We start from the raw sequence: 2,050 nt of genomic DNA, 5'->3' as shown, positions 1-2,050 counted from the left end.
AAACTTGCGGTAGTAGGCGTGATACTTAAATTTGACGCTTTACAAACAGTTTCTATGGTGTTTGGGTAGGATTGAAACAGTACCGCTGCCGCTGAAAGCCAACTCAAATGGATGGCTGCATAGCCCCATGCCGCGGGGCCTTCGACCAATATGGATGCCAGCAATAACGGCGGTATAGCGATCAACGATCCCCAGACCACTAGCGCTAATGGATTTACTTTGCCGATGGTTTTGGTGACGATGTTGGCGCTGGCCCAACTCACGCCAGCGATGACGACCAGCAAAAATCCGATGAGCGTGGCTGAGCCTTCTACATGGATGGCGACTAAGGCCATGCCGAGGAGGGCAATCAACGCGCCGATTAACTGTGCCGCACGGGGGCGCTCGCCCAGGATCAGGACGGCTAATCCGATGGTGAAGAAGGCTTGTAGCTGGATAACCAGCGAGGCCAGACCGGCTGAAAATCCTAACTTCATGCCCGAGAACAAGAGGGCAAATTGCAGCGCAAATTGGAATACCCCGTAACCGACTAACAAACGCCACGGGATTGCCGGGCGTTTGATGAAAAATATCAGGGGAATGGCGGCGAAAGTGAAGCGCATTGCCGAGAAGAGTAGTGGCGGTAAATCTTGCAAGCCAATTTTAATGACGACAAAATTAAAGCCCCAGATGGAGACGGTCAGCAGCGCGAGAAGAATGTCGGTGGGTTGCATGATAAGAATAGATAGTCAAAGAAAAATAGTATGAGGACTTACGCAAAACCGCCCCGGCGGCGTTATCCCTCCTAGCCTTACATTCGTAATGTTTTCGTCAGTCTGCCTTGCTGGGACAATTTTGCGTAAGTCTTAACTAGGTGGGCCGTCTGCTTTGAACGGATTGCGATCATTAAGCTCGCCCATGTAAGCGGCGATACCGTCGGTTTCGCGGTCTAAAAAGTTGGCGACGGCATTGAAAAAATCAGGATGCGCGAGCCAATGGGCGGACCAGGTTTTTTGAGGGAGAAAGCCGCGTGCCATTTTGTGTTCGCCTTGTGCGCCGCCTTCAAAGCAGGCAATTTTTTGCGCAATGCAAAATTCCAGCGGCTGGTAATAGGCGGTCTCGAAATGCAGGCAGGGGACTTCTTCAATCGCGCCCCAGTAGCGACCATACAGCGTCGTTTCGGTATGAATCAATAGCGAGGAGGCGATCGGGCGACCATCACGCTCGGCCACGATGAGCAACATATTTTGCGGCATGGTGGCGGCGATCTGCTGAAAAAATGCCAGATTCAAATACGGCGTTGAATGATGGTCAGCGTAGGTGTGGCGATAGCAGCGGTTGAAAAATATCCAGTCGGCGTCAACCGCATCGACCCCGCGCACGTGCCTGAAGGTGACGCCAGCGTCGGCGACTTTGCGGCGTTCGGCGCGGATGTTTTTGCTTTTTTTGCGCTCCAGCGTGGCGAGGAACGCGTCGAAGTCGGGATAGCCGGGATTGAGCCAATGGAACTGGACGCCGCTGCGCAGGAGAAATCCGGCTTGCTGCAGGGCTTCGGCCTGTTCTGCCGGGGGATACAAAATGTGCGTGGAGGAGGTCTGGGTCTCTGTGCGCAAGGTTTTGATGACCTCCATCAACGCCGCCGCAGCGATAGCGTCGCGTGCTAACAAGCGGCTGCCGGTCACCGGGGTGAAGGGGATGGCGGAGAGCAGCTTTGGATAATATTCCAGGCCGCTGCGTTGATAGGCATCGGCCCAGGCCCAGTCGAATACGTATTCGCCATAGGAGTGATATTTGACATACAGCGGTAAGGCGGCCAGTAGTTGCGGCGCGGCGTCGGTCCTCCAGAGCGTCACATATTGCGGTTGCCAGCCGGATTTGTCAGATGCGCAGCCGGTTTCATGCAAGGCGTGGAGAAATGCGAAGGAAAGAAAAGGATTGGCGTCGGTCTGCAGCCCGACCAATTCATCCCAGGCCGGTTGGCCGATTTCGCTGAGGGAGGAAATGATGCGCGTTGTCGTGGATCGATTCGTGCTTGTCCGTGGTACTCGGCATAGAACTACTGAGTCGGAGA

The 2,050-nt window shown here is 54.5% G+C and carries 2 protein-coding genes; both read right to left on the bottom strand.

What is annotated here, in order from left to right:
* On the bottom strand, positions 1-713 hold a 713-nt coding region (locus ACVBEF_RS21075; RefSeq protein WP_447125851.1), incomplete at its 3' end, for an EamA family transporter.
* A 132-nt stretch (positions 714-845) separates the two neighbouring features.
* Positions 846-1,985: a GNAT family N-acetyltransferase gene (locus tag ACVBEF_RS21070; protein WP_447125852.1), complete on the bottom strand. Its 1,140-nt coding sequence runs from the start codon at positions 1,983-1,985 to the stop codon at positions 846-848.
* Between the last annotated feature and the right edge of the window lie 65 nt (positions 1,986-2,050).

It is taken from the genome of Glaciimonas sp. GG7 (assembly GCF_052976905.1).
The sequence above is the reverse complement of the archived record's forward strand: the minus strand, read 5'-3'. Positions and strand labels throughout refer to the sequence as shown.